At 69.5% G+C, this 6,705-nt stretch carries 6 protein-coding genes; all 6 read left to right on the forward strand.

Annotated elements, in window-relative coordinates; all coding sequences use genetic code 11:
- The first annotated feature begins 20 nt into the window (after positions 1-20).
- Positions 21-1,268 (forward strand): hypothetical protein, encoded by a 1,248-nt coding sequence (locus tag QK440_RS26515; RefSeq protein ID WP_282795731.1) that lies wholly within the window; start codon positions 21-23, stop codon positions 1,266-1,268.
- A 450-nt stretch (positions 1,269-1,718) separates the two neighbouring features.
- Entirely contained in the window at positions 1,719-2,201 is a 483-nt protein-coding gene (locus tag QK440_RS26520) for a hypothetical protein (RefSeq protein WP_282795732.1), read from the forward strand.
- A gap of 197 nt (positions 2,202-2,398) precedes the next feature.
- On the forward strand, positions 2,399-4,627 hold the full coding sequence (locus QK440_RS26525) for a glycoside hydrolase domain-containing protein (RefSeq protein WP_282795733.1): 2,229 nt from the start codon (positions 2,399-2,401) through the stop codon (positions 4,625-4,627).
- Positions 4,628-4,644: 17 nt separating this feature from the next.
- Positions 4,645-5,151 (forward strand): hypothetical protein, encoded by a 507-nt coding sequence (locus QK440_RS26530; RefSeq protein WP_282795734.1) that lies wholly within the window; start codon positions 4,645-4,647, stop codon positions 5,149-5,151.
- A complete protein-coding gene (locus tag QK440_RS26535) occupies positions 5,136-5,900 on the forward strand; it encodes a hypothetical protein (protein ID WP_282795735.1) in 765 nt (254 codons plus the stop codon). Before QK440_RS26530 ends, QK440_RS26535 begins: the two co-directional genes overlap by 16 nt.
- A gap of 122 nt (positions 5,901-6,022) precedes the next feature.
- Positions 6,023-6,565: a hypothetical protein gene (locus QK440_RS26540; RefSeq protein WP_282795736.1), complete on the forward strand. Its 543-nt coding sequence runs from the start codon at positions 6,023-6,025 to the stop codon at positions 6,563-6,565.
- The last annotated feature ends 140 nt before the right edge of the window (positions 6,566-6,705 follow it).

The raw sequence follows: 6,705 nt of genomic DNA on the forward strand, positions 1-6,705 counted from the left end.
TCGTCCAGGGAGGGGACCCCATGTCCGAAGAGAAGCCGCCGAGCGAGGAGCAGGTCCGGGAAGCGCTGCGGGCGGCGCCCCCGCTCACGCTCGGCTCGGGCCCCGTGGAGCCCGTCACCACCGCCGCGCCCGAGCCCAGCGAGGTGTGGCCGCTGCCCCTGGGCACGGCCTGGGTGTACTACAGCGAGGGAAGCAGCTGCCTGACCCATCCCGTGATCCTGGCGGACGGCTTCAACTCCGGCCCCAGCAGCCTGAACGACTCCTGGGACTACCTCGACCGCCGCGACTACGCGTTCCTCACCGCCCTGCGGCAGCGCGGCCGGGACGTGATCCTGGTGGGCTTCAACGAGCGCAGCGCCTCGATCCTGGACAACGCGGACGCGGTGGAGGCCGCCGTCATGCGGGCCGTCGCCTCACGCCTGGGCGACGCGCGCCTGACCGTCGGCGGCTTCAGCATGGGCGGGCTCGTCACCCGCTACGCGCTCGCCCGCATGGAGAGCCGGCGCATCGACCACCAGACCGCCCTGTACGTCTCGTACGACAGCCCGCACCGCGGCGCCTGGATCCCCATCGCGCTGCAGTCCTTCGCGCACTACATCCGCAAGCTCAACAGCGCCTTCTCCGACCAGATGAACAGCCCGGCGGCGCAGCAGCTCCTGTGGCAGCACATCGCCGAGTGGCAGGACCAGCCCGCGACGAGCAAGCTGCGCACCGAGTTCCTCAGCGCGCTCCAGCAGGTCGGCGACTGGCCGCGCATCCCCCGCCTCATCGGCGTCGCCAACGGCGTCGCCGACGGCACCGGCAACGGTGTGCGGCCGGGCGAGCTCGCCTTCGAGGGCAAGGGCCTGTCCGTACTCGGCAGCAAGCTGTTCACGCAGTCACCCGGCGACCGGCAGCTCGTCGCCAACCTGCGCGTGGTGACCCCGCCGCCCGCCAAGGAGGTCCACACCTCCGGCCTGCCCGGTATCGACGGCGCCCCCGGCGGCACCCTGAACAGCTTCGAGATCCTCGCGAACCGCTTCAACGCGCTGCCCCCGCTCCTCGGCTTCCGGTCCGCGGCGCCCATCCCGTCCCACAGCTTCGTGCCCGCCGTGAGCGCGGTCGCCGTCCGCGACCTCGACTCCGACGACAACCTGTACGTCGGCATCGACTCCCTCTCCCCCGAGGAGTCCGAGCTCGACGACTTCCGGTGCGCCTCCCGCAACGAGGGCCACACCCGCATCACCGAGGAACTCTGCACCTGGATCATGGACCGGCTGCCCTACTGACGGACCTCCACGCGGCGGCGGCCCCCCGGCGGGGCCGCCGCCGCGTCGGCTTGCCGCGTCGGTCTGTCGCATCGGCCCACCGCACCGGCCGGGCCCCGAAGGAGCAAACCGGGCCCGGCACCGGTGCGTGAACCAGCCATTCGCGGCGTAAGCGGACGCCACCATTCACTCTTCTGTTTCCGCACGTACACACAATCTTTACGCAGACCTCCACGGATTCATCTCCATGGCGACGCCGTTCCGTTTGCCGTGCTCTTCAAGCCAACAGCCGCCCAGCCGCCGTAATTTACGGCAGCGAAAGGTCCAGACCCTGCCTACGGTGATCCGGCACTTAGCAAGAGCGAAGCATGGCCGCCGCGAGCTGCGGCGAGGAACGACTGTGGGGACCTTTCGAGAAGAAAGTGGTAGTTCTGCATGCCTCTATCGTCACGCTTCACACGAGTGGCTGTCATGGCCACGACCATGGTGTCGGCCGTAGCGGCCGCGCCGTACGCGATCGCGTCGGACGCGCCCGAGGTGCGCGTTTCCCGGTACGCCGACCGGACGACGGCGGCCGTCGCCCAGGCCGACCGCCAGGCGGTCGAGGCCGCCGCGACCGTGTGCGGGGCCGGTTACACGCTGCGCAAGGCCGTCCCTCTGCCGGTGGGGGACCACCCCGACGAGCGCCTGGGGACGTTGTTCGCCTATGAGAAGGGCAGCAACGGCTGCCTGATCCTCGACAACAACGTCGGAAGCAAGCAGTACATGTATCTGAAGGTGTGCAAGGTCGGCGGCGGAAGCTGTGACACCGACTCCGGCAACTTCACCGACTACGCCGGCCCGGTGCGCGTATCGAGCTTCTCGTGCGCCCCGGTCACGGCCAAGATGGCGAGCACCTCCAGCAGCACCCCGTACATCAACTACAAGTCCGAGTACGTCTACCCCTGCGGGTAGACCGCCGGTCTCCCCCGAAGGAGACCGATGTCCGCGCGCGCCGCGCACACCGCCACGTGCGCGGCCGCGCGCGAGCCGGGCCCGCTTCCGCCGAAGGCCGTTGGAGCGCCCGCCCGTTGCCCGTGGCCCCACCCTGACCGGCGGCCTCCGGCCTGCCCTGTCGACGTACACGATCTCTGAAGGAGACACGTAACCTCATGGCCGACGAAATGGTCCGGCAGGCCCAGACGTTCGTGAACACCGCCTACGAAGGCAAGCTGGGCATCGACCGGGTACCGGTGAACGGTGTGACGGGCTGGCCGACCATGTTCGCCCTCACCCGGGCGCTCCAGTACGAGCTGGGCATCACGCCCCTCTCCAACAACTTCGGCCCGGGCACCCTGTCCACCCTCACCTCCAAATACCCGAGCCTCAACGACGGCACGGTCCCGAACGCCAACTTCGCGCGCATCATCCAGGCCGCGTTGTACTGCAAGGGGTACGACGGCGGCGGCCTCGACGGCAAGTACAACGACCGCGTGCAGGACTCGATCGTCCAGGTGAAGAAGGACATGGGCGTGGCCTCGGCCTTCCCCGGCTCCTATCTGACGCCGAAGGTGTTCAAGGCCCTGCTGAACATGGACGCCTATGTCACCGTGAACAACGGCTCGGACAAGGTCCGCGCGGTGCAGCAGTGGCTGAACGGGAAGTTCGCCAACCGCACCGACTTCTTCATCATCCCGTGCGACGGGAACCACTCCCGCGACGTCGCCAAGTCCATGATCTACGCCGTCCAGTTCACCTCCGGCATGACGGACGGGCAGGCCAACGGGGTGTTCGGCCCCGGCACGCAGGCCGGGCTGAGACAGCACACCCTGTCCGTGGGCGACACCGGCACCTGGGTGCAGCTCTTCACCGCCGGCATGGTCCTCAACCAGCGCCCGGCCCCGTTCAGCAGCACCTTCACCTCCGCCATCTCCGACGCGGTGCGGTCGTTCCAGTCGTTCGTCAAGCTTCCCGTCACCGGCAAGGGCGACTACTCGACCTGGGCCTCCCTCCTCGTCTCCTACGGCGACCAGGACCGCCGGGGCGAAGCGTGCGACGGCGTCACGCTGATCACCCCGGCCCGCGCCAAGACGCTGAAGGACGCGGGCATCAAGTACCTGGGCCGCTATCTGACCAACGTGGACCCCACCCCCAGTGGAGACCTGAAGCACAAGGCCATCCAGCCCGGCGAGCTGAAGACGATCGCCGACCACGGGCTGCGCTGCTTCCCGATCTACCAGACGTTCGGCCGCGATGCCGACGGGTTCAACTATCCGCTCGGCCGTGCCGCGGCCCAGGCGGCGATCAACGCCGCCCTGGACCACGGCTTCAAGACCGGCACCCGCATCTTCTTCGCCGTGGACTTCGACGCCCTCGACCACGAGGTCACCAGCAACGTCCTGCCCCACTTCAAGGGCATCGTCGACGCGGTCCAGGACGACGGGAACCGGTTCGGGATCGGTGTGTACGGCCCCCGGAACGTCTGCACCCGCGTGTCGGAGGCCGGCCACGCCACCGCGTCGTTCGTGTCCGACATGTCGTCCGGCTTCTCCGGGAACTTCGGCTACCCGCTCCCCGAGAACTGGGCCTACGACCAGATCGTCACCCGCACCATCGGCTCCGGCGACGGCTCGATCAACATCGACCACAACATCGCCTCGGGACGCGACACCGGACAGGGCTCCTTCGACACCCCGCGCGGCACGAAGGACGACACCCGCCTCAACTCCGGCGTCATCACGGCGATGGAGAAGGACGTCGGGAAGTACATGGAATCCCTCGGATTCCCGCTGAACGGCGGCACCAGGAGCTACCAGCACTGGAAGTGCTTCCAGTCCAGCGTGGTCGACCACGACGACGTGATCACGGAGCTGTCGAACCGCTACAACATGCGCAAGGCGCTCATCCAGACCACCACCTACTGGGAGATGCGGCACATCGACCCGGTGGACGAGGCGGCCTGGACGTCCGTCATCGCCGCCTTCAACACGACGGGCAAATACATCAAGGACACCTCCACCGGCATCGCCAAGCAGCGGGCCGTCACCCTCATCGGCGCCTGGAACCACTGCCTGAAGAAGGGGTACGTGACGGGCGAGAAGGTCCGCGACGTCTCCAGCGACCAGGACAAGTACGACATCTGGAAGCACTCGCACGACAGCGAGACCTTCGCCCTCCGCAGCGTCGCCATGATCCACAACTGGGACATCGACGGGAAACCGGGCGGCGACGACGACTCCAAGGCCCTGCGCCGGCCCGCCCTGGACTACAAGGACGGCGAGATCTACGAAGTGCTGCGCCGCTACCAGGGCCCCTCCGAGCCCGCGTTCACCGAGGCGAAGAAGCGGATGGGCCTCTACTACATCATGGAGAAATACAACTCCATCTCCCGCAACTTCTAGCGCCGAAGGACTGCGCCATGCCAGGAGCAGAGCCGTACGCGGGCCACGACGGAGCCGCGGTGCTGCTCCTCGTCGGCAGCGGTCTCGTCATCGTCCCCGCCCTGGTCGTGTACGCGATCCGGCAGCTCGTCCGGGCGCGGACGCAGTCGCCACCGCGGTCGCAGTCGCAGTCGCAGACGCAGTCCGCGTACATGAAGTCCGCGTACGTGAGGTCCGCCGCCGGGTGGGCCTGGGCCGCCGCGGCCGGCGTGTACACCTGGGGCGTACTCCACCTCTTCCTCCTCGACGACGCGGCGCAGTCCAGGGCGTGCGCGAAGGCGACGGGGACAGCGCGCTTCACCGGCTACGAACCTTCATACATTCCACTTCACTTCGGGTGCCGCACCCGCGACGGACGGACGGTCGAGGCGGTCATTCCGGCCTACGTCAACCCCTCGGCGCTGTTCCTGACGGTGTGCGCCGTCGTCCTCACCGGGTTCGCGATCGCCCACAGCAGGGAGAGACATCCGTGTCCAGACATGTGAACCGGCGCACTGTGCTGCGTCGCGCCGTACTGATCACCGCGGGGACGGCCATCGGCACCCAGCTCGTCTCCCCCACCGCCCACGGCGCGGGGCGGGCCACGGACCCCGAGGCCCTGCGCAGGGCCGTGCGGCAGGCCCAGCAGGAGGCGCGGGAGCGCACGGCGCGCATCTCCACCGGCGTCCCGTCGAAGAACGGATGGGACATGGAGAAGGTCGCGGACGACCGCGGGCACATCCACACCCGCCCCGTCCCCGGGACCCCCTTGGACGGCATCCAGGTGCGCATGGGTGACGCCGAGACGATCCTCGTCCACGTCGTCCGCCGCTTCCACTACGAGATCGACGAACTCCGCAGGGGGGACGTGGTCGGCTGGCGGCACCCGCACACGGTGCGCAAGGGACTCGCGGAGTCGAACCAGGCCTCCGGGACCGCGGTGCAGATCAGGCCCCTGTGGTACCCGTCCGGCGCGCGCAACGGCTTCTTCCCCGAGCAGCTCGTCGTCGTGCGGGACATCCTCGCCGAACTGGACGGGGTGGTCCGCTGGGGCGGCGACGACCGCAAGGCGGACGAGTCGCTCTTCTACCTCGCGGTGCCGCCCGGCGACAAGCACCTGGCCCGGGTCGCCGCCCGCGTACGCGCCTGGCAGGCGGCCCCCGGGGAGGGCGCCGGCGCCCCGGTGGACGTACGGAGCAGGAAGCGGCGCAGTGCGGCCAAGTCCTTGGAGCGCAGGCAGCGTTCGGCCGCGTAGGCACACGCACGACCGGCCCTCGGCGACGTCCGCGGCGGCCACGACCCAGCAGCACCAGTCAAGTTCATCGTCACGCACCGGGCGCCGCGGCGCCCGGCCACGTCTGGAAGGACGCCGGATCCATGAGGCATCGTTTGGGGTCGCTCATCGCGGCCGGAGCCGTCGCAGCCGGCTGTGTGCTGCTGTCAGGTACCACTCCCGCGCAGGCGGCGGCGGTTCCCTGTACCGGCAAGGACCAGAACACCAAGACGCTCACCGGGGCCGGTACGAACCGGATCGACGTGAAGCTGTGCGGCGGGCGCACCGTGGACGAGGACACCGTGCAGGGGTTCGCCTCGACCGACTGGCTCATAGAGGACCCGGACATCACCTTCTCGAAGTTCAAGGTGCAGACCCGGGTGGAGAAGCGGGCGTCCGAGGACGGCCGGGACACCGTGGTCGACTCCGTCACGTGTGACTTCACCCAGGCCCTCAACTCGGCCGCGCAGCCGCGCTATCCGGAGATGTGCTACCCGACCGCGGTGGTGTGGTACGACGCCAACTTCTGGTGGTCGACCGACGCCACGGTGACCTACGACATCGAAGGCGACGGCAAGGGCGACCTCACCTGGGAGCTGACCGGTTCGCCGCTGGTGCACACCCCGCCGCTGGTCCGCACTCCGTGAGCGCTGGCCCGCACCCCGTGCGCTGACGTGCCGCGGCCGGGGGGCCCCCCCCCGGGGGGGGGGGGCGCCCCCGGGGGGGGGCCCCGGGGGGCGGGGGGCCCCCCCCCCGCCCCCCCCCCCCGGGCCCCCACCCCCCCCCC

Origin of the sequence: Streptomyces sp. CC224B (genome assembly GCF_030010595.1) — a bacterium.
GTDB lineage: Bacteria > Actinomycetota > Actinomycetes > Streptomycetales > Streptomycetaceae > Streptomyces > Streptomyces longispororuber.

Coding starts and splice junctions, on each gene's coding strand:
- QK440_RS26515 (WP_282795731.1), top strand. CDS start 21: ATGTCCGAAGAGAAGCCGCCGAGCGAGGAGCAGGTCCGGGAAGCGCTG.
- QK440_RS26520 (WP_282795732.1), top strand. CDS start 1,719: ATGGCCACGACCATGGTGTCGGCCGTAGCGGCCGCGCCGTACGCGATC.
- QK440_RS26525 (WP_282795733.1), top strand. CDS start 2,399: ATGGCCGACGAAATGGTCCGGCAGGCCCAGACGTTCGTGAACACCGCC.
- QK440_RS26530 (WP_282795734.1), top strand. CDS start 4,645: ATGCCAGGAGCAGAGCCGTACGCGGGCCACGACGGAGCCGCGGTGCTG.
- QK440_RS26540 (WP_282795736.1), top strand. CDS start 6,023: ATGAGGCATCGTTTGGGGTCGCTCATCGCGGCCGGAGCCGTCGCAGCC.